The 19,014-nt window shown below is 57.8% G+C and carries 18 protein-coding genes and 1 riboswitch; of the genes, 16 read left to right on the top strand and 2 right to left on the bottom strand.

The window, feature by feature from the left end:
* Positions 1-556 (bottom strand): anhydro-N-acetylmuramic acid kinase (locus Q2B33_RS10385; RefSeq protein WP_300913988.1); only part of this gene is annotated, 556 nt, incomplete at its 3' end.
* Between the two features lie 233 nt (positions 557-789).
* Here Q2B33_RS10385 and Q2B33_RS10380 point away from each other — a divergent pair.
* Positions 790-1,839: a serine hydrolase gene (locus Q2B33_RS10380; protein ID WP_300564686.1), complete on the top strand. Its 1,050-nt coding sequence runs from the start codon at positions 790-792 to the stop codon at positions 1,837-1,839.
* A gap of 234 nt (positions 1,840-2,073) precedes the next feature.
* Here the strand turns inward: Q2B33_RS10380 and Q2B33_RS10375 are convergent, their stop codons facing one another.
* The gene (locus tag Q2B33_RS10375) at positions 2,074-2,808 is read right to left on the bottom strand and encodes an energy-coupled thiamine transporter ThiT (protein WP_300564688.1); all 735 of its coding nucleotides are present in this window, start codon (positions 2,806-2,808) and stop codon (positions 2,074-2,076) included.
* 70 nt (positions 2,809-2,878) lie between these two features.
* Positions 2,879-2,988: riboswitch (TPP riboswitch) on the bottom strand.
* Between the two features lie 419 nt (positions 2,989-3,407).
* On the opposite strand from Q2B33_RS10375, the gene Q2B33_RS10370 reads away from it, so the two are divergent.
* From Q2B33_RS10370 to Q2B33_RS10300, 15 genes are all read left to right on the top strand, one after another.
* Positions 3,408-4,424 carry a YdcF family protein gene (locus Q2B33_RS10370; protein WP_300564690.1) on the top strand — a complete coding sequence of 339 codons (1,017 nt, stop codon included), beginning with the start codon at positions 3,408-3,410 and terminating at the stop codon, positions 4,422-4,424.
* A gap of 107 nt (positions 4,425-4,531) precedes the next feature.
* Positions 4,532-5,038, top strand: coding sequence for a hypothetical protein (locus tag Q2B33_RS10365; protein WP_300804715.1), 507 nt, complete (start codon positions 4,532-4,534; stop codon positions 5,036-5,038).
* A 280-nt stretch (positions 5,039-5,318) separates the two neighbouring features.
* Positions 5,319-5,609, top strand: a complete 291-nt coding sequence (locus Q2B33_RS10360; RefSeq protein WP_300564694.1) for a hypothetical protein — start codon at positions 5,319-5,321, stop codon at positions 5,607-5,609.
* 758 nt (positions 5,610-6,367) lie between these two features.
* Positions 6,368-9,154: a valine--tRNA ligase gene (locus Q2B33_RS10355; RefSeq protein ID WP_300564816.1), complete on the top strand. Its 2,787-nt coding sequence runs from the start codon at positions 6,368-6,370 to the stop codon at positions 9,152-9,154.
* 100 nt (positions 9,155-9,254) lie between these two features.
* A complete protein-coding gene (locus Q2B33_RS10350) occupies positions 9,255-10,862 on the top strand; it encodes a glycosyltransferase family 39 protein (protein WP_300564696.1) in 1,608 nt (535 codons plus the stop codon).
* Positions 10,808-12,199 carry a folylpolyglutamate synthase/dihydrofolate synthase family protein gene (locus Q2B33_RS10345; protein ID WP_300815072.1) on the top strand — a complete coding sequence of 464 codons (1,392 nt, stop codon included), beginning with the start codon at positions 10,808-10,810 and terminating at the stop codon, positions 12,197-12,199. The genes Q2B33_RS10350 and Q2B33_RS10345 overlap by 55 nt, the downstream gene beginning before the upstream one ends.
* On the top strand, positions 12,196-12,363 hold the full coding sequence (locus Q2B33_RS10340) for a hypothetical protein (protein ID WP_296464138.1): 168 nt from the start codon (positions 12,196-12,198) through the stop codon (positions 12,361-12,363). The genes Q2B33_RS10345 and Q2B33_RS10340 overlap by 4 nt, the downstream gene beginning before the upstream one ends.
* A complete protein-coding gene (locus Q2B33_RS10335; RefSeq protein ID WP_300564700.1) occupies positions 12,360-13,763 on the top strand; it encodes a tetratricopeptide repeat protein in 1,404 nt (467 codons plus the stop codon). The genes Q2B33_RS10340 and Q2B33_RS10335 overlap by 4 nt, the downstream gene beginning before the upstream one ends.
* 156 nt (positions 13,764-13,919) lie before the next feature.
* On the top strand, positions 13,920-14,243 hold the full coding sequence (locus tag Q2B33_RS10330; RefSeq protein ID WP_300564702.1) for an anti-sigma factor antagonist: 324 nt from the start codon (positions 13,920-13,922) through the stop codon (positions 14,241-14,243).
* The gene (spoIIAB, locus tag Q2B33_RS10325; RefSeq protein WP_300564704.1) at positions 14,240-14,737 is read left to right on the top strand and encodes an anti-sigma F factor; all 498 of its coding nucleotides are present in this window, start codon (positions 14,240-14,242) and stop codon (positions 14,735-14,737) included. The genes Q2B33_RS10330 and spoIIAB overlap by 4 nt, the downstream gene beginning before the upstream one ends.
* A complete protein-coding gene (locus tag Q2B33_RS10320) occupies positions 14,716-15,480 on the top strand; it encodes a SigB/SigF/SigG family RNA polymerase sigma factor (protein ID WP_300564706.1) in 765 nt (254 codons plus the stop codon). Before spoIIAB ends, Q2B33_RS10320 begins: the two co-directional genes overlap by 22 nt.
* 293 nt (positions 15,481-15,773) lie before the next feature.
* Positions 15,774-16,937, top strand: a complete 1,164-nt coding sequence (locus tag Q2B33_RS10315; protein ID WP_300564708.1) for a GH25 family lysozyme — start codon at positions 15,774-15,776, stop codon at positions 16,935-16,937.
* 101 nt (positions 16,938-17,038) lie between these two features.
* Positions 17,039-17,518 (top strand): stage V sporulation protein AB, encoded by a 480-nt coding sequence (locus Q2B33_RS10310; RefSeq protein ID WP_300564710.1) that lies wholly within the window; start codon positions 17,039-17,041, stop codon positions 17,516-17,518.
* Between the two features lie 72 nt (positions 17,519-17,590).
* A complete protein-coding gene (locus Q2B33_RS10305) occupies positions 17,591-18,322 on the top strand; it encodes a stage V sporulation protein AA (RefSeq protein ID WP_300564712.1) in 732 nt (243 codons plus the stop codon).
* Between the two features lie 43 nt (positions 18,323-18,365).
* Positions 18,366-18,848: a SpoVA/SpoVAEb family sporulation membrane protein gene (locus Q2B33_RS10300; RefSeq protein WP_300564714.1), complete on the top strand. Its 483-nt coding sequence runs from the start codon at positions 18,366-18,368 to the stop codon at positions 18,846-18,848.
* Positions 18,849-19,014: the final 166 nt, after the last annotated feature.

Here is a 19,014-nt window from a genome sequence, read left to right as displayed (position 1 = left end):
CGCCCTGGCCCCCGGCCGCCATGTCCGCCACCCGGAAATCCGACACTGTCACCAGGCCCGTGCGGCCGGCGATGACGGAGCCCTCCCCGATTTGTACCGTATAGCGCACGGGAAAGCCGTCCTTCCCGCAGGGCACAGGCTCATGCCAGATGGTCTGGCCGTGGGAGCCGATCAGGTCTACGTCCTCCGGAGTGAGCCCGGCCTTCCGGATCACGGACAGGGCGGACTGGGCGTAGAGCTCCCCCAGCAGGAAATTCATGTAGCCGATCCTGTCCACCGTGGAGGTCTCCGGGCGGAAAAGGGAGAAGATCTGCTCCCGCACCGCCTCCGGATAGGGTCTGTTCTCGAAGGCCAGGAGCCTCACCCGCAGGGGCCCGCCGCTTTCGACGGCATGTCCATCTTCGGAATGCGCTCTTTCCATGGAATGCCCTTCTTCCATGGAATGCCCTGCATCCATAATCTCCACCAGGGCGGCATCCACGCCGTCCACGGAGGTTCCCGACATCATGCCCACCACCCGGCGGACTTTTTTCCCTTGAATGGTCTGGAATATCATTTGAAGCCTCCTTCCTGTCGCTTTGGAATTCTGCGTCAGATTGCTGTTGCATGTGTCATATTATAACAGATTTTCCAAAAAAAGCATACCCCGGACAAGGCGAATCCCTGTCCCCGCGGGAACTGTGTCCATGCTGAATTGAGCCGGGTGTATGGACTTCCTGTGCTGCCTTTGCTATACTGGAGGCACAGGGGAATCGGAGACGATGATTTCCGCGAGAGGAGAGTTGTCCTATGGATTTCGATAGAATCGACAGTATCCTGGAGGAGTATCGGCAGAGTGGGTATTACCCGTCGACGGTGTGCCAGATTTTCGATAGAAAAAAGACGTTATACCATAAAAGTTTCGGGGATGCGTCCCCCGGCACCTGGTATGACCTGGCTTCGGTGAGCAAGATTGTCTGCACCACCATGCTCCTGTGGGCCATGGAGGAGGGGCGGCTGGCGGCGGAGGATCTGGCGCTGGAATATCTGCCGGGGGAGGCCCTGGGGCCTGTGACCAAAAAGCGGCTGGAGGGCGTGACCATCGCCCGCCTGATGACCCATACCTCGGGCATCCTGCCCTGGTATCCCTTCTATGCGGACGGCCGGGAATTCTACGCCGTGCTGGAGCATGCCCTGGCCGCATCGGCGGTGGAGGAGGGGATGGCCTACAGCGACCTGAACTTCATGCTGCTGGGCCAGATTTTCACATATGCCACGGGGCTGGGCCTGCGGGAAGGGCTGGAGAAGTACATAAGGGGAGAGATGGGCATCGGGGAGATCGCCTACGGGCCTGTGGAGCCGTCCCTGTGCGCCCCAAGCTGCTTCGGCAATCAGATTGAGAAGCGCATGTGCGCCGAAAGGGGAATCGAATTTGCGGGCTGGCGGCCTGACGGGGTGGAAGTGCGGGGAACCTGCAATGACGGCAATGCCTACTATTATTGGAAGGGGGCCAGCGGGCACGCGGGAACCTTCGGAAGCTCCCGGGCGCTGACGAAGCTATGCCAGTTCTACATGAATACGGACAGGCCGAACTTTCTGCGGGCCATGGAGACGGACATCTGCGGCCGGGGGCTGGGCTTCGACAGGAGCGATGTCTATCCGGAGGGCTGCGGCCACAGCGGCTTCACCGGCACCAGCATATGGTTCAGCCGAGGGTTCGACATCGGAGCGGTGATTCTCACCAATAAATACTACCGCCCGGAGGGAGGCCCCGTCGCCAATTCCAACGAGTTCCGGCGGGCGGTGCACTATGCGCTGCTGGCCGCCAGGGGCTGCCCTGGAACGACTATAGAAATGTAGTCTATTGGCGGAGGAGGGAGGCGGGACATACCGGACATTCCGCTCTGCAGGGCCGTCTTAGTATGTGGCAGCCCGCCCCGCAGAGAGATGCCTTGGTACGTGGCAGCCCGCCCCGCAGAGAGATGTCTTGGTGCGTGGCAGCCCGCCCCGCAGAGAGATGCCTTGGTGCGTGGCAGCCCCGCCAAGAGGCAGCTTTGCCTGGATGTCCGATCTGCCCGGAGCAGTGTCGGCCTGTCAGGGCTGCACGGCAATCTGCTTCACCCTGGCGAAGGTTTTCCGCACATAGGGAATGGCCAGAAGCAGGTAAGTGATGGCGGCCTCCGCGAAGATGTAGCAGCCATTGTAGGCGAAGGTATAGGGAAGGGGATGCCATCCCTCCCAGGCGTATTCGGCGAAGAAGATCCAGCCGGAGAGGGCAGTGAAGAGCCAACGTCCCAGGATGCCCGCGCAGTACCCCTTCAGCAGCCCGTTCTTTTTATCCGTGAACAGCCCGGAGAGCCCCAGCGCGCCGAAGGCGAACACATAGTCCATCAGCAGCTGCACCGGATGGATGACATATGGGTCGATGATCAGCTGTAGCACGCCGTAAGCCATGCCTGTAATCAAACCCGTCTCCAGCCCGAACCAGTAGCCCGGGAGACAGATGATGAGCATGGAGAGCAGGGTGACGGAGCCGCCGAAGGGAAAGCTGTAGACCTTCAGGTTGGAGAGCACCGTGCCCAGCGCGATGGCCATGGCGCAGAAGGCCATCTGCTTGGCGGTGATCCTGGCGGAAGCGCCCTTTGGCCTTTTCTCCGGGCTGTCCGCTCCGGGAGCGTCGGGGCGGGGCTTCTTCGCAGCGGCTCTTCTTCCGGCGAAGAAGGCGGCTGCGGCCAGGAGAATCGCCAGGGCCGCGATCAACAGTATCTTGCCTGCGGTGGTGGGGACATAGCTGACGGAGTCCCCGTCTTTGATGACATTGTACAACATAAAAAATCCTCCTTGCATCTGGCTAAGGAGGAACGACATCGACAGCCCGGGACGCCAAAAATACGGCAGTCCGTCTGTTGCTGCGCTTCCTTACGCCGGTATTGTCCGGTTCAAGTAGTGAGGGTTAGAGACGGCGGTATGCGGTCTCAATCTCAGCGATGTGCTCCCCTAGCGGTGATTTATACTGCGCACTGGTTAAATTTGCAGTATATGTATTTGTGGTATACTATACGGTATGCGGGGGACGGTGTCAAGCTTTTTTCGATTTTGTTTATCGGCTTTTGTTTTCAGGGTTACTGTTCACGGCTTCGCCGCTCACAGCAACATGATGCACACAAAATGAGCAAAGTACGCTCATTTTGGCGCTTGCTGTCTCGTGATTTTCGTGCATAATGCGCACGAAAACACTTCGCGGAGGCACCTGTGAACAGTAACTTTTCAGGCATCATTCCGCCGTGGTTTTCAGCCGGACTGCCGCGCTGCAAAACCGTAAGGGAAATGTCACTCGATCGTAAGGTTTTATGGCAGGACATATGCTATAATGTGCTTATCCGGGGCATGGAGTGGATGCCTGTAGAAAATGGGGAGGGGCAGTGGCCATGTGGCAGATTGCAATGATTTTATTCGTGGTATCGTTTTGTTTCTTTGTGGGGGTCATGGTGCGGGAGCCCAGGTCGCTGAGGAGCGGGGTGTCTTTTTTCTGGATGATGCTCTGCCTGGCTGGCGTCATGTTCCTGGTTCTGGCGGGCTGCGCGGCCTGGCTGGCGTCCCGCACTGTCCTGATATGGATTCTTCTCATATTGCTGATGATAGCGCTGATATGCGTGGCCGTGTTCCCCATTGCCCTGGCTGTCATGTTCTTCGTACAGGGGCTCAAGGTCATCCGGCATGAGGGCAGGAAACCGGCGAACATGCTGTCCCTGGCGTTCTCCGTCATGCTCTTCGGCTACCTGACCGTCTGGCCCGCCATGGGAGGCCTGGGGCGGAGCATATTCGGAACGAGGCTGTATATCCTGATCAGCCTGCTGGCGTTCTACCTCCTCAGTCTGCTGGCCACTTACGCCCTCTCCGCTGTGCTGAACCTGATCCATCTGAGAAAGAGGCGGAGGGCTGACTACATTGTTGTATTAGGAGCGGGCCTGATCGGCGCAAGGGTGACGCCGCTGCTGGCCGCCAGGATCGACAAGGGGATCGAGCTGCTGGCCTTTAACCCGAAAGCGATGCTGATCATGTCCGGCGGCCAGGGGCCCGGGGAGGATCTGGCGGAGGGCCGGGCCATGGCGGACTATGCGATCGATAAGGGCGTGGATCCGGAGAGGATCGTGGTGGAGGACAGGTCGGCATCCACGGAGGAGAACCTGCTGTTTTCCAGGGCGCTGATGGAAAAAGAGACCCCGAGGGTCATCCTGGTCACCACGGCCTATCATGTGTTCCGGGCTCTGCTCCTGGCCAGGCAGCAGGGGATGAAGTGCGTGGGGTTCGGGGCGAAGACGAAGTGGTACTTTACGCTGAACGCCCTGCTCCGGGAATTCGGTGGCTATCTGAGCCTGACCTGGAAGCGGCACGCCGCGGTGGCCCTGGTGCTGGCCAGTATGGCGGCGATTCTGGGCATATGACAGGACGGGATGGCGCAAGACGGAGGGGGTGTTTGGTATTGACAGATAGGGCTGGCCGTGCTATCATTTTGAAAAGAACAAGTTGCACATAAAGTGCAGAAAGGGTGATGTCTATGTACTTGCGGACCAAATTACAACCGAGAGCGATAGCCAATCTTGATTTGTATACAAGAAGCCAGGACAGATACAAAGGAATGAGGGTGACAAAGGGCTATGTTGTGACGAACCTTTTGAATGATTATCCTCTCTACATCAGAGATGCGGCAGCATTGCAAAGCGCGATAGCCGAGTCTGATATAAAGCAGGAGGGAAGCGGCACGGCGGTAAACCTGAACATAACTGTGGAGGCAAACGATAAACTGGCAGATTTGAAGAAGCTGCTTGATAAGGAGACTGGAAGGTCGCTGTTCCCGGCGCAGGTCATAGATATCCTTCTGATATGCGCCCGCAACTTAAACGGCAGACCTCCGGTGAAGGAGGTATCTGACAAACAGTTGGCAAAGGTGATGATGGAATATGCATATAAGCTGTTGACAGAAGAGGTTTTGCCAGTAAATATTTCCAATGCGCGTTCCGGTATCATCAAAATTTTTGAGGACAATTGTCTGCTGTAAGTTAGGATGAGGAGTTTTCTATATGGATTGCTTGTCGGCACTCGGCTTCGGTTGAGTGCTTTTTGCTATAAAAGATAATGATAATTTGAGAAATAGCTATTGACAAGGGGATGAATATGTATTACACTTCAGGATATGAAGTGTATGATAAAATGCAAAGAACATGGCAATTTGCAAAATGAGTATTGACAGGGAGTCTGAATGCGCATATAATTAGGACATAACAAAGCGCAAAGAACATATAAAGTGCAGAAAGAAAAAAGATGAAAGGAGAAAAATTATGAAGGAAAAGTTTAGTCCTGGGCGCATAGTTGCTACCAAAGGTGTGGCAGATAGAGCCAAAGAGGATAAGGCATTCGAGGAGTTCTGCGAAATGTCCTTAAGACGGCATTTGAATGGAGACTGGGGCGAGAAGACCGAGGAAGGCCGAATAAGAAGTGATGAGGCTTTGGAGAGTGGGGAAGGCAGCTTGTATTCAGTTTACACTTTCCCCAAAACGGACGAAACGATTTGGATTATAACCGAAGGGGATAGGAGCGTAACCACTATTCTATATCCCAGTGAATATTAAACAGCGTCTGCTCTGTGGGGGGGTATTCCTTTTGCGGCCGGGAATTTTCTGCTCATGTCCGGGTGCTGAGCAGGGCAGATGCTAGATTTAATAAAATAATGAGAGGAGACATATAATATGGTATTGCAGGTTTTTCAAGCTAAAGGGTGTTCGATGTCCATTGCGAAGGCATATACAGCATTGATGAATCTAAATCCACAGGACCCCTATCGACGGTACAAGGCGGCTGGAGCCTTAGGGGGTAGCGTTGCCTCCGGATTTCTGATTCTCAGGAACGGAGTGTACAAAAGGGTGAGATAGGTGGTTCGAAAGTCCTTGACAAAACCTGTCTGATGGCTTATAGTATGGAAAAGGAAAAGGCGATGACGAAGAGGAGTACGCATTTCCCCTTGCCAGAGAGGGCCGCCATCCGGAGGTCGGATGCTGCGAGGCGGCTTAGAGGATAGGGATGCGGAAGGTAGCTTCCAAGCCGGGGGTCTGAGAAATGTCTGCGCAAGAACGATATGCCAGGGAAAGTAGGGCCTCACGCATTATCCCCGTTACAGGATAGGACTTTAGTAGAAGTCGCTTGAGGCAGTGTGGACGCGAGTGCGCCCCGCTGTGAACAAAGGTGGTACCGCGTTGATGACGCCCTTTGCTGACGAGAGTCGGCAGAGGGCTTTTTTGCTTTCAGGGATCGGGCCTTTGGACGGTATGGAAGAAGGGCATTCCCGTGAACCAGGGCGGCGCCGCAGCGCAGAAAGGAGAAGCTTATGAGCATGGAAGAAAGGCATTCCACGGAAGAAAAGCATTCCATGGAAGAAAGGCATTCCACGGAACTGGCAAAGACCTACGACCCCAGAGGGCTGGAGGACAGGCTGTATCAAAAATGGCTGGACAGGAAGTATTTCCGCGCGGAGGTGGACTACGACAGGAAACCCTTCACCATCGTGATTCCCCCGCCGAACATCACAGGGCAGCTCCACATGGGCCACGCCCTGGACAATACCATGCAGGACATCCTGATCCGGTTCAAGCGCATGCAGGGCTACAATGCCCTCTGGCAGCCGGGCACGGATCATGCCGCCATCTCCACGGAGGTGAAGATCATCGAGAAGCTGAAGGAGGAGGGAATCGACAAGTACGACCTGGGCCGGGAAAAGTTCCTGGAGCGGGCCTGGGACTGGAAGCGGGAGTACGGCGGCCGCATCATTTCCCAGCTTAAGAAGATGGGCTCCTCCTGCGACTGGGACAGGGAGCGGTTCACCATGGACGACGGGTGCAACCGGGCCGTGACGGAAGTCTTCGTGAAGATGCACGAGAAAGGCTATATCTACAAGGGGGCCCGGATCATCAACTGGTGCCCTGTCTGCAATACCTCCATCTCCGACGCGGAGGTGGAGTACGAGGAGCAGGCAGGCCATCTGTGGCATATCAAGTATCCGGTGATGCAGGAGGACGGCACCCCCAGCGATACGGAATTCCTGACCTTCGCCACCACTCGCCCCGAGACCATGCTGGGGGACACGGCTGTGGCCATCCACCCGGAGGACGAGCGGTATGCCCATCTGATCGGGAAGAGCGTCATGCTGCCTTTGATGGACCGGGTGATTCCCGTGGTCACGGACACCTATGTGGACAGGGAGTTCGGCACCGGCGTGGTGAAGATCACCCCCGCCCACGACCCCAATGACTTCGAGGTGGGCAAGCGCCATGACCTGCCTGTGATCAATGTGATGAACGACGATGCCACCATCAATGAGAACGGCGGGAGGTTCGCCGGCATGGAGCGCTATGAGGCCAGAAAGGCGATCGTGAAGGAGCTGGAAGAGCTGGGTCTGCTGGTGAAAATAGAGGACTATTCCCACAATGTAGGCACCCATGACCGCTGCGGCACCACCATAGAGCCTCTGGTGAAGGAGCAGTGGTTCGTGAAGATGGAGGAGCTGATAAAGCCTGCCGTGGAGGCGGTGAAGAAGGGCGAGATCCGCCTGGTTCCTGAGCGCATGGAGAAGACCTATTTCAACTGGACGGACAATATCCGGGACTGGTGCATCAGCAGGCAGCTCTGGTGGGGCCACAGGATCCCCGCCTACTACTGCGACGAATGCGGGGAAGTGGTGGTGTCGCGGAATGCGCCGGATGCCTGCCCGAAGTGCGGCGGAAAGCATTTCACCCAGGATCCCGACGTGCTGGACACCTGGTTCTCCTCGGCGCTGTGGCCTTTCGAGACCCTGGGGTGGCCGGATGAGACGGAGGACCTGAAGTATTTCTATCCCACGGATGTGCTGGTGACAGGCTATGACATCATCTTCTTCTGGGTCATCCGGATGATCTTCTCCGGCTACGAGCAGATGGGGGAGAAGCCCTTCCATACCGTGCTCTTCCACGGGCTGATCCGGGACAGCCAGGGCCGGAAGATGTCCAAATCCCTGGGCAATGGCATAGACCCGCTGGAGCTGATCGACCAGTACGGCGCGGACGCCCTGCGGCTGACCCTGATCACGGGCAACGCACCGGGCAACGACATGCGCTTCTACTACGAGAGGATGGAGAACAGCCGGAATTTCGCCAACAAGGTGTGGAACGCCTCCCGGTTCATCATGATGAACATGAACGGCAAAAACGTGACGGAAGCCCCTGCGGAGACCCTGCAGCCCGTGGACAGATGGATACTGTCCAGGCTGAACACCCTGATAAAGGACGTCACAGCCAACATGGAGAACTACGAGCTGGGCATCGCCGTGCAGAAGGTGGTGGACTATCTCTGGGACGAATTCTGCGACTGGTACATCGAGATGGTGAAGCCCCGTCTGTACAATACGGACGACGCAGCCAGCCAGAACGCGGCGCTGTGGACCTTGAAGACCGTGCTGACCGATGCCCTGAAGCTCCTGCATCCCTACATGCCGTTCATCTCCGAGGAGATCTTCTGCACCCTGCGGGATATGGCCGGGGATTCTTCCCTGGAGGAGTCCATCGTCATCAGCAGATGGCCCCTGTACAGGGAGGACAGAAGCTTCCCCAAGGAGGAGAAGGACATCGAAATCATCAAGCAGGCCGTGCGGGCCGTGCGCAATATCCGCAACGACAGCAACGTGCCGCCCAGCCGCAAGACCAGCATCTACGTGGTCAGCGACAGGGAGGACATCATCCGCACCTTTACGGAGGGCAGGCTTTTCTTCGCCTCCCTGGCATATGCCAACGAGGTGAGGATGGTTCTGAAAGCAGGAGAAGGCGAAAAAACGTTCACGGAAAACGGACAGGATGTCAATGCGCAGATGGAGGGTATCGTCAAGGACGCGGTGTCCGTGGTGATTCCCGGGGCTACGCTGTACATCCCCTTCGCGGAGCTGGTGGACGTGGCCCAGGAGGTCGAGCGCCTGAACAAGGAGAAGAAGCGGCTGGAGGGAGAGCTGGCCCGGGTGAACGGCATGCTGTCCAATGAGCGGTTCCTGTCCAAAGCCCCGGAGGAGAAGATAGCCCAGGAGCGGGAGAAGCTGTCGAAATATACCCAGATGATGGAGCAGGTGGAGCTGCGGCTTTCACAGCTGCAGGGCGAGTAGGCCGGGGGCAGTACCGTTCCGGATAAGCCCCCTGACAGGAGATTTCCCCCGTCAGGGGTTTTCCGGAGGGCGGCCTGCTGAGGACAGGAGAATGGAAGATATGGAGCAAAACGGGAGAAAGGCGGTTCGGTATCTGTATTTTGCCGGAAATCTGGTGGTGCGGGTGGTGGGCAGCGCCATATTCCTGCTTCTGGCGTGGTATTCTTTCTGGTACACGCAGTATATGCTGCCCGGCGGCAGGGAGCTGCCGGTGGACGTGCGGGACTCCGGCAGCAGGAACCTGATGGGGCTGGCGGTGGCCGCGGGCATCATGGCCGGGCTGCTGCTGGTGGAAAAATATATGGACAGCAGACGGCAGGCCGTCCTGCGCCGGTGGGCGCTGGCGGCGACCCTTCTGTGGATCGCCGGGGCGGGGATATGGTGGCTGAGCTCCTCGGCCCATGTGCCCGTGGGGGACCAGGCGTTCATCTACGGCGGCGCGTCCTACTTCATAGAAGGGGATTACGGCTTCCTGGACACGGGGGCCTATTTTGCCATGCACCCCTATCAACTGGGGCTGACGGCGTTCTGCGAGCTGCTGTTTCGGGTGGCGGGCGCGTACAATTACCGCGCGTTCCAGATACTGAACCTTATCCTGGCGGTGGGCAGCGTCTATCTGGGCTACCGGGTGCTGGCCGAGATGACCAGGAGCACGGCGGCCCTGCTGGCCTATGACATCCTGATGATTGGGTGCCTGCCGCTGATTTTCTATACGCCCTGGGTGTATGGGGACATCCCCAGCATTTTCTTCGCCCTGCTGGCTGAGTGGATGCTGCTGCGCTATCTGGCGGAGCACAGGAAGCGGCATCTGGCGATACTGGCGCTTTCCCTGGCCCTGGCCATGCTGGTGCGGAAGAATTCCCTGATCCTGCTGGTGGCGGCGGGGCTCACCGTCCTGCTGCATGCCCTTCTGCACAGGGACAGACGGATTTTAATCACGTTCCTTCTGGCCCTTGCGCTCTCCTACGGCTCCTATGAGGCCATCTATAAGATGTATGAAATCCGTTCCGGCATCGAGCATGACGACGGGCTTCCCATCATCGCCTGGGTGACCATGGGGATGATGGAGAATTACGGGAGATACGGATGGTACAACGACTACCCGAAGGAGCTGTATTTCCGGGTGGTGGAGGGCGACAAGAGGGCCATGGCGAAATACGCGGAGCAGGATCTGGAGGAGAGGCTCAGGGCTTTCGGGGACGACCGGGAATACGCGGAGCTCTTCTTCAAACAAAAGCTGCTGTCCCAGTGGAACGAGCCCCTGTACCAGGCGCTGTACTTCAACGCGGAAAGCCCGGAGGCGGAAGGGGGGCCTGCCCGGGGATCCCTGGCGGCCGGGCTCCACGGGGAGCATTATTTCAAGGCGCTGGCTGTGTGCGACAGATGGCAGATGATCGTCTATGCCGGGATGCTGTGCTATTTTCTGCTGGCGGTCAGGAAGGACAGCAATATCCTGCAGCACACGCTGGCCGTGACCATGATCGGCGGATTTTTGTTCAGCATCATCTATGAGGCCAAGGCCAGATATATTTTTCCGTATTATGTCTTTATGTTCCCCTATGCGGCCATGGGCTTTCGGCTGGCGGCCGGGTACGGTGCCGTTCTCGTGAGGAGATGCCTGAAAGGCAGAAGGGCGGCCGGGACGCGGAAGGACAGGAAAGCCCGGTGAGGGAGCGAGGAGGCGCTGTTTTGGAGAGACAGGAGATTGACACTTATGGGCAGGCGGTAGCGTACATCGATGAAATCCCGCGCTTTACTTCCAAGCATGCCATGGCGCAGACGCAGGGGTTCCTCCACAGGCTGGGCGACCCGGACCGGAAGCTGCGCATCATCCATGTGGCGGGCACCAACGGGAAAGGCTCTGTCTGCGCCTATCTGCGCAGCATCCTGGAGGCGGCGGGATACCGGGTGGCCCTGTTCACCTCGCCCCATCTGGTGTGCATCCGGGAGCGGTTCCTGGTGGACGGGGGCATGGTCACGGAGGAGGATTTCCTGCGGGCGTTCCTCCATATCTATCGTATGCTGGACTGGGACGCCCTGGAACGGGGGGAGGAGGCCTACCACCCCACTTACTTCGAATATCTGTTCTTCATGGCCATGGTGCTGTTCGGGGAGGCGGAGCCGGATTTCTGTATCCTGGAGACCGGCGTGGGAGGCAGGCTGGATGCCACGAATTCGGTGAACCAAAAGGAATTGACCGTAATCACGCACATCGGCCTGGATCATGTGGGAGTCCTGGGGGACACCCTGGACAAAATCGCCTTTGAGAAGGCCGGAATCCTGCGCGCGGGCGTACCGGCGGTGTGGTGGGACACCTGCGAGGAGACCACGGAGGTCTTCAAGAGACGGGCGGAGGAACTTGGGATTTTGGCATATTCCGTGTCGGAAAATGACTACTCTTTTTCAAATTTTAAGAGAAAAAGCATTGATTTTTGCCTACGCAATCTGTATGATAGAGATTGTACCCTTACGATCCATACCATCGCCGCCTACCAGATGGAGAACTGTACGCTTGCAGTGCGGGCCATCCAGGCGCTGGGGGCCTGCGGAGGAATCGGGCCGGAGCAGATTCGTAAGGGTGTGGCGGACTGTTTTTGGGCAGGGCGCATGGAGGAGGTGCTCCCGGAGGTCTATGTGGACGGCGCCCACAATGAGGACGGCATCCGGGCCTTTCTGGAGACGGTGTCCGGGGACGGGCATCCGGGGGCCAGGAGCCTGCTGTTCGGTGTGGCGAGGGATAAAGATTACAGGCGCATGATACAGGAGCTGGCGTCCAGCGGCCTGTTCGGTAGGATTTGCGTGACCTGTATGCGCAGCAGCCGGGCGCTGGAGGTAAAAGAGCTGGCGGCGCTGTTCGGCGGATATCCGGACTGCGCCTGTGAGGCGTATGAGGATTCCGGGGCCGCTTTCCGCAGGCTGCTGGAGAGCCGCGGGGACGGTGAGCGCATCTATGTGGCGGGGAGCCTGTATCTTGTCGGTGAGATTAAGGAGTTGCTTGAAGCATGATAAATTTTGAGGATGAACTGAAAAAATTCCATCCCAGCCTTGAAGTGGAGGATGTGGAGGATGCCATCTACAGCCAGGATCTGACGGACATAGCCGACCTGCTGATCAAGAAGATAACGGAGCTGGACGGCGATTTAGAACAGGAGTTTAAAGAAGGAAAATGATTTTTTGCTATAATTGCGGCCGCCGCCTGTCGGAGCATGATTTCTGCACCTCCTGCGGGGCCGATGTCTCTCTGTATAAAAAGGTGATGCATGTCTCCAACATGTATTATAATGAGGGCCTGGAAAAGGCCGGCGTCAGGGATCTGAGCGGAGCCGTGGCCTGTCTGCGCCAAAGCCTCCAGTTCAACAAGAACAACATCAAGGCGCGGAACCTCCTGGGGCTGGTGTACTTCGAGATGGGCGAGGCGGCCACTGCCCTCAGGGAATGGGTCATCAGCAAGAACATGAGCCCGGAGAAGAACATTGCGGACGAGTATATCGACAAGGTGCGTTCCAATTCCACCAGGCTGGACTCCATCAACCAGACGGCCAAGAAATACAACAGGGCGCTGGCCCTGTGCAACCAGGACAGCAAGGACCTGGCGGTGATTCAACTGCGGAAGGTGCTGTCCATGAACCCCAGGTTCATACGGGCCCACCAGCTTCTGGCGCTTCTGTACATGGAGCAGGAGGAGTGGGACAGGGCGGAGCGGGAGCTGCGCAAGTGCATGGAGATCGACAAGAACAATCTCCAGACCCTGCGCTATCTGAAAGAGGTGGAGCAGGCCCTGATGCCGGACGAGGGGGTAAAGCGGCGCAGGAAGGAAGAGACTGTCAGATACCAGAGCGAGAATGAGATCATCATCCAGCCCCTGAACGTCAGGGAGCCCAAGCGGGGCGGCGGCTTCTCCACTGTGCTGAATATGATCATCGGCCTCATCATCGGCGTGGCGGCCATGTATTTCCTGGTTGTGCCTGCGGCCCAGTCCCGGGTCAGGAACGAGGAGCAGCAGACCATCACGAAGATCAGCAGCGAATCGGATGCCAAGACGGCCCGGATCCAGGAGCTGGAGGGCCAGATAGAGGGACTGAACGGAAATGTCCAGGATCTGCGCACGGAGATCGAGGGGTACGCGGGGACGGGCGGCACCATACAGGTCACGGAGAGCCTGCTCCAGATAGCCGCGGAATATACGGAGACGGAGGATAAGCAGGCGGCGGCCGACCAGCTGGAGGCGCTGGCGGGCCAGGTGGACATGGCGGCCATGCCCCAGGGCTTCCAGCGACTGTACCAGTCAATGAATGCCGCCATCGGCCCGGACCTGTCCGAGGAATATTATGAGGTGGGCTATCAGCAGTATTACACCGGCCGCTACGAGGAGGCGGTGGAGACCCTGAGCAAGGCGGTGAAGTATGACGCTGCCAACGCGGACGCGCTCTACCATCTGGGGGAGGCATACCGCTCCAGCGGCGATACGGCAAATGCCATCACCACCTATGACAAGGTGATAGAACTGTTCCCCGACACCGAGAACGCCAGGCTGGCCAAGTACCGCAAAGATAATCTGAACGCCGGTTAAGCGTGCAAGGAAGTACGAAAGAAGAGAACCTGTAGACGATACGGGTTCTTTTTTGTTCGCTTTGTGCAAATGCTTTTATCCGAATGCCTTTACTGGTATGCTTTTATGTGAAGACATTTATACAGGAAAACAATGCGGGAAGGAAGGATGCAGGTTATGGGACAGATTGCTACAGAGGATTTTCAGGTCATAGACAACTGCCTTCTGATTCAGCTGCCGGAGGAGATCGACCACCACGGGGCGGGGTTCATCTGCGAATGCGCGGACAGGTATCTGGTCAGGGAGGACGTGCGGGACGTGGTGTTCGATTTCGGGAGGACGAAGTTCATGGACTCCTCCGGGATAGGCATCATCATGGGGCGCTACCGCAAGATATCCTGCTTCGGCGGCAGGGTCTACGCCGTCCATGTGGACAGGCAGATAGAGAGGATCTTCCGGCTGTCAGGATTGAATAAAATAGTGGAGGTACTGGAATCATGAGGAATGAAATGGAGATTATCTTTGACGCCCTGTCGGACAACGAGGGATTCGCCCGGGTGGCGGTGGCGGCGTTCATCGCCCATCTCAACCCCACCCTGGAGGAGATGGCGGATATCAAGACGGCCGTGTCGGAGGCGGTGACCAACTCCATCATACACGGCTATGAGAACCTGCAGGGCTACGGCAGACCCGGCGGGGAGGAGGACAATGGGATACATAAGCCGAATCCGGGCAAGGTGAGGGTATGCTGCGCGCTGGAGAAGAATATCCTGTATATAGAGGTGATCGACAGCGGAAAAGGAATCCAGGACGTGGAGCGGGCCATGGAGCCTCTGTACACCTCCAAGCCGGAGCTGGAGCGCTCCGGCATGGGATTTGCGTTCATGGAGGCGTTCATGGACGACCTGGAGGTGGAGAGCGCTCCGGGGCAGGGGACAAAAGTCCGCATGATCAAGAAAATAGGAGTGGGCGGATGGATAGAACATCAGTGCTGATTGCCAGGTCACAGGCGGGAGAAAGCGAGGCGAGAGAGGTACTGATAGAGAGCAACCTGGGGCTGGTGCGCCATATCGTGAGGAGGTTCGCGGGCAGAGGGCACGACCTGGAGGATCTCTTCCAGATAGGGGTCATCGGGCTCATGAAGGCCATAGACAAGTTCAATCTGGAGCTGGGGCTGAAATTCTCCACCTACGCCGTGCCCATGATCACAGGGGAAATCAAGCGGTTCCTGCGGGACGACGGGCCGGTGAAGGTATCCAGGACCATCAAGGAGAACGGGCTGAAGGTAAGGCTGGCCAGGCAGAGGCTCCAGGCCGACATGGGCCGGGAGCCCGCGGTGGAGGAGCTGGCGGAGGCGGCGGGGCTCTCCGTGGAGGACGTGGTTCTGGCCATGGAGGCCGACACTTCGGTGGAGTCCATCTACGCCGCGGTCTACCAGGACGATGGCAGCGAGGTCTACCTGGTGGATAAGGTGGTGCGGGGCGGAGAGGGCAGCTTGGGCAGCAGCGTGGCAGGCGGCTGCGGCGGGGAGGACGCGGAGAAGGAAGAGGTGCTCAACCACATGCTGCTGGGGCAGCTTCTGGACAGCCTGAATCCCGGGGACAGGGAGCTGATATACATGCGGTATTTCCAGGACAAGACCCAGACGGAGATTGCCGCCAGGCTGGGAGTCAGCCAGGTGCAGGTCAGCCGCATGGAGAAGAGGATTCTGCTGAACCTGCGGGAAAAGGCCCGCTGAACTTTATACTGCAGACCGCCAGGATTTACAGTAGTGTCTCCGGGAAAGTGCTTGGCTGGCGTCTGCAGTCGGGTTGCACTGCAGATTTAACCGGTGTGCAGTATAAAATTCTGTAAAATTTATGAAATCGCAAAAAAGCCCTTTTCTTCCGGCCATAATTCGTTTACTATGGAAGGTGTGAGCGAGGATGCTTTCTGCCATAGATGCCGACAGGGCATCACGGGAAGCCAGGAATGAGGATAGGCGGATGAGCCGCAATTGTGGCGGGATTGTTCCGGCAGGAGAGGAGCGGTATGAGAGACGGGATGAGGCGCAGGGATTTGGATAGAGGCAGGAGGTATATGAGAAGGGGGGTGCGCCGCCGGATCATCGCCATGCTGGTATGCCTGGTGGCGATGGTGGCCGTGATGTTCTCGGCGGCCTCCCTCTTTGTGTGGATCAGGGACCGGATGGCGGAGGCCGCCGCCGCTTCCGGAGGGGACGTGGTGGACGGAAGCGGCATTGTCAGCGTGGACGCGGAGGGGAACGTGGTGGACGAAGACGGAAATATAGTCGGCGTGCTCTCGGGCTCCGTGGGGCTTTCCCCGGAGGAGGTGGAGGCCCAGGTGACGGATGCCAGGCAGCAGGCTGCCACGGAGGTGCTGGAGGGCATCCGCACCAGGCTCAACGACGGGGATTCGGTGCTGGAGGCCCTGCGGCCTCTGTACCCCAATGACATGATCGTATACAGCGGCGGGCAGTACCACATCGTCCCCATCGATTACAGCTTAAAGCAGCACGGTTTTCAGGACGCGAACCTGCAGATTCTGGAGACCGGGGAATACCAGTATCTGCAGGACGGCCAGGTGGTCTCCCACAAGGGCATCGATGTATCCGAATTCCAGGGGGACATCGACTGGAGCCTGGTGGCCCAGGACGGGGTGGAGTTCGCCTTCATACGGGCGGCCTATAGAGGGTACGGCACCGGAAAGCTGGTGGAGGACGCGAATTTCGACGCCAATGTCCAGGGGGCCCAGGCGGCGGGCATCAAGGTGGGGGCCTACATCTACAGCCAGGCCATCACAGAGGAGGAAGTGGTGGAGGAGGCCAACCTGGTGCTGGAGAAGATTGCCCCCTACAACATGGAATGCCCCATCGTGTTCGACGTGGAGAAGGTCACGGGTGGGGAGGGCAGGATGAACGCCCTCTCCGTGGAGGAGCGCACCAGGCTGACCCAGATATTCTGCCAGACCATCGAGAACGCGGGCCACAGGCCCATGCTGTACTACAATACGGAGATGGGCATCATGATGCTGGAGCTGGGCGCCCTGGAGGGGTATGACAAATGGTTCGCGGCGTACAGGGAGGATTTCTACTATCCTTATGCGCATAAGATATGGCAGTATTCCCAGTCGGGAAGGGTGCAGGGGATTCAGGCGGAGGTGGATCTGAATATCAGCTTTGAGCCTCTGTGGTAGCATTTTCCGGTCTGGCACCAAATGTTGGAAAAGCGTGCAAAGAATAATTTTTTTGATTCCGCATCATACTAATCGGGAAACCTGAAAGGAAAGCTGATAGGATGATGCGGAATTTTTTTCTGATTTTGGCAGGGGGAAGCTACGGGCTGCTGGCAGCGGCGGGGGTGTTCACCGTCCTGGCGGCAGTGGGGCTGGTGCCCCGGTTCGCGGGGAAGACCCACACGGCGGAGTATGTGCTGATATATGAGGAGATGGTGGTATTCGGTACGCTGACGGGCTGCGTGCTCAGCGTCTTTTCCAGGTACTGCCGGTTCCATGCCTGGTGGCTGCAGCGCGCCCCCCAGCATGGGGCGGTGCTGGACGCCCTGGGGGTGGGCTTCCAGGCTGTGTTCGGCCTGTTCGCCGGGATGTTCGTGGGATGCCTGGCGCTGGCCATCGCGGAGATGCTGGACAGCATCCCCATCCTGACCCGCCGCGTCTCCTTCCGGCACGGCCTGGGGCTGGCCATCATAAGCATGGCGGCGGGGAAGATATGCGGCTCCCTGCTCTATTTTTTCACAGAGCTGCACAGGACGGCCTGACGGCATACTATATCTGAAAAAACGAATGTGCGGCATGCGGCCCGGGCGATGTGTTGCCGCGGGGCGCACAGCGTGAAAAAGGGCCAGTCCGGCATCGTCTGGGGAGGGCCAGCGGGCAACAGGGAATTCCAGGAGCGGAAGGAGGCCCATGCCAGGAGACTGGAGAAAGCGAGATTCCAAATGGCAAATGTGACGGTATACCTGAAATGCGACAGAAATGTGGAGGTGCAGTCCCAGGACGTGTTCCTGTCGGACGTGGGGACCCTGCGCTGCATGGATTCCACCGTATCCGCAAAGCTGAAGGCCCTGAAGGTGCACCATTTCGGCAGCGGGGAGCCAAAGCGCTGCGTCGTCAGCTCCCTGTACCTGGTGAAGCTCATGGAGGAGGCCTGCCCTAACATCACCGTACAGATCGTGGGGGAGCCGGACGTGCTGGTGGAGCAGGTGGACGTGGACAGGCACAAGGGCTGGCAGCAGTGGGCGAAATGCGCGCTGGTGTGCCTGGTGAGCTTCTTCGGCACCGCGTTCACCATCATGGCGTACCACAATGATGTAGGCATCAACGATGTGTTCACGGAGATCTACCGCATGGTGATGGACAGGGAGCCGCAGGGGCTGAACACCCTGGAGGTGTCCTATTCCGTGGGACTGGCGGCGGGCATCATCCTGTTCTTCAACCATGTGGGGGGCAGACGCATCACAAAGGATCCCACGCCCATAGAGGTGGCCATGCGCAACTATGAGGAGGACGTGGACAAGGCCCTCATCGCCACCGCCGGGCGAGAGGGGATAGAGAAGGAATAGTTTTTTTAGGTTCAGCAGAGAAGCGAGGGAGAACATGGAAGAGATGAGCAGAGAGAAAGAAGAGCAGGAGAGGCAGAAAGAGCAGCAGAAGGCCTATGAGCAGTATGTCAAGGCGGTGACCCCCACCCACAGCCTGTGGAGTCAGATGCTGCACGCTTTCATCACGGGGGGCATCATATGCTGCATCGGCCAGGGCATCCTGAACTACGCGGGGAGCCTGGGGCTGGACAAGCAGACTGCGGGGAGCTGGTGCTCGCTGCTGCTGGTGCTGCTGTCGGTAATCCTTACCGGATTCGGCGTCTTTTCGAAGATCGCGAAATGGGGCGGCGCGGGAGCACTGGTGCCCATCACGGGCTTCGCCAACTCCGTGGCGGCTCCGGCCATCGAGTACAAGGCGGAGGGGCAGGTGTTCGGGATTGGGTGCAAGATTTTTACGATTGCGGGGCCGGTGATTCTGTATGGGATATTTTCCAGTTGGGTGTTGGGGGTGGTTTATTGGATTGGGAAGATGATGGGGTGGTGCTGAGAATCATCAGTCCTTGTAGACATTTTCATTAGACAACATCAGATTTTTGTGACAAACAGGATAATTTCGGCGAAGCAAAATAAAACTTGGGGGAATATTCTCTCAAGTTTTATTTTGCATATTGACTTTGAAAAATGGGAATGCTATCATGTATTTAAAACTTATG

The sequence above is a fragment of the uncultured Acetatifactor sp. genome (assembly GCF_948601915.1).
GTDB lineage: Bacteria > Bacillota > Clostridia > Lachnospirales > Lachnospiraceae > Acetatifactor.
This window is presented reverse-complemented; position numbering and strand designations above follow the sequence as displayed.

Bases quoted from the DNA above. Each gene is read 5' to 3' on its own strand.
- Q2B33_RS10310 (WP_300564710.1), top strand. From the start codon at position 17,039: ATGATGCGGAATTTTTTTCTGATTTTGGCAGGGGGAAGCTACGGGCTG.
- Q2B33_RS10375 (WP_300564688.1), bottom strand. From the start codon at position 2,808: ATGTTGTACAATGTCATCAAAGACGGGGACTCCGTCAGCTATGTCCCC.
- spoIIAB (WP_300564704.1), top strand. From the start codon at position 14,240: ATGAGGAATGAAATGGAGATTATCTTTGACGCCCTGTCGGACAACGAG.
- Q2B33_RS10380 (WP_300564686.1), top strand. From the start codon at position 790: ATGGATTTCGATAGAATCGACAGTATCCTGGAGGAGTATCGGCAGAGT.
- Q2B33_RS10315 (WP_300564708.1), top strand. From the start codon at position 15,774: ATGAGAGACGGGATGAGGCGCAGGGATTTGGATAGAGGCAGGAGGTAT.
- Q2B33_RS10340 (WP_296464138.1), top strand. From the start codon at position 12,196: ATGATAAATTTTGAGGATGAACTGAAAAAATTCCATCCCAGCCTTGAA.
- Q2B33_RS10335 (WP_300564700.1), top strand. From the start codon at position 12,360: ATGATTTTTTGCTATAATTGCGGCCGCCGCCTGTCGGAGCATGATTTC.
- Q2B33_RS10370 (WP_300564690.1), top strand. From the start codon at position 3,408: ATGTGGCAGATTGCAATGATTTTATTCGTGGTATCGTTTTGTTTCTTT.
- Q2B33_RS10300 (WP_300564714.1), top strand. From the start codon at position 18,366: ATGAGCAGAGAGAAAGAAGAGCAGGAGAGGCAGAAAGAGCAGCAGAAG.
- Q2B33_RS10355 (WP_300564816.1), top strand. From the start codon at position 6,368: ATGGAAGAAAGGCATTCCACGGAAGAAAAGCATTCCATGGAAGAAAGG.
- Q2B33_RS10320 (WP_300564706.1), top strand. From the start codon at position 14,716: ATGGATAGAACATCAGTGCTGATTGCCAGGTCACAGGCGGGAGAAAGC.
- Q2B33_RS10330 (WP_300564702.1), top strand. From the start codon at position 13,920: ATGGGACAGATTGCTACAGAGGATTTTCAGGTCATAGACAACTGCCTT.
- Q2B33_RS10345 (WP_300815072.1), top strand. From the start codon at position 10,808: ATGCCTGAAAGGCAGAAGGGCGGCCGGGACGCGGAAGGACAGGAAAGC.
- Q2B33_RS10360 (WP_300564694.1), top strand. From the start codon at position 5,319: ATGAAGGAAAAGTTTAGTCCTGGGCGCATAGTTGCTACCAAAGGTGTG.
- Q2B33_RS10350 (WP_300564696.1), top strand. From the start codon at position 9,255: ATGGAGCAAAACGGGAGAAAGGCGGTTCGGTATCTGTATTTTGCCGGA.
- Q2B33_RS10365 (WP_300804715.1), top strand. From the start codon at position 4,532: ATGTCTATGTACTTGCGGACCAAATTACAACCGAGAGCGATAGCCAAT.